Consider the following 438-nt stretch of genomic DNA (forward strand, 5'->3'; position numbering starts at 1 on the left):
CGGCTTGATGTTTTTCAGGTTGCCAACGCCCGCAAGAATCGGGGCTTTTACCCTCGGATTGGGGTTGACAAAGCTCGTCAGCCAGTCGGTAACGTTCAGCGCAAGCTCTTCGTTTTTCCGCTCTTCCTGCCTGATTTTGGTGTCTTTCGTCCCGCTGTGCAACCAGGTCAGGTTGCGGTATTCGGGTTTGTCCTGTCGGCGGTATTCCTCAAACAGCTTCGGATCGTTGTAGGCTTGCGGATTTCTTGCGCCGTAGTTGCGGTAGTCCCAAGTATAACCCAAGGCTTTGTCTTCGCCTTTCATGCCGATTGTGGAAATAACCGTTTGGTCGGTATAGCCGTCTTGGGAACCTTTATCCACCCAGCGCAGTATCTGCCTGCGGATTCTCATTGCCGCTTCTTGACTGCTGATTTTTCTGCCTTCGCGTTTTTCGACTTC

General features: G+C 52.3%; 1 pseudogene. It reads right to left on the reverse strand.

The annotated features are described in order from the left end of the window. Nucleotides 1–438 (reverse strand): annotated as a pseudogene (locus tag HMPREF2865_RS11000) (hemagglutinin/hemolysin family protein); the annotation flags it as partial.

Origin of the sequence: Neisseria sp. HMSC073G10 (assembly GCF_001812605.1) — a bacterium.
Classification (GTDB): Bacteria; Pseudomonadota; Gammaproteobacteria; order Burkholderiales; family Neisseriaceae; genus Neisseria; species Neisseria subflava_A.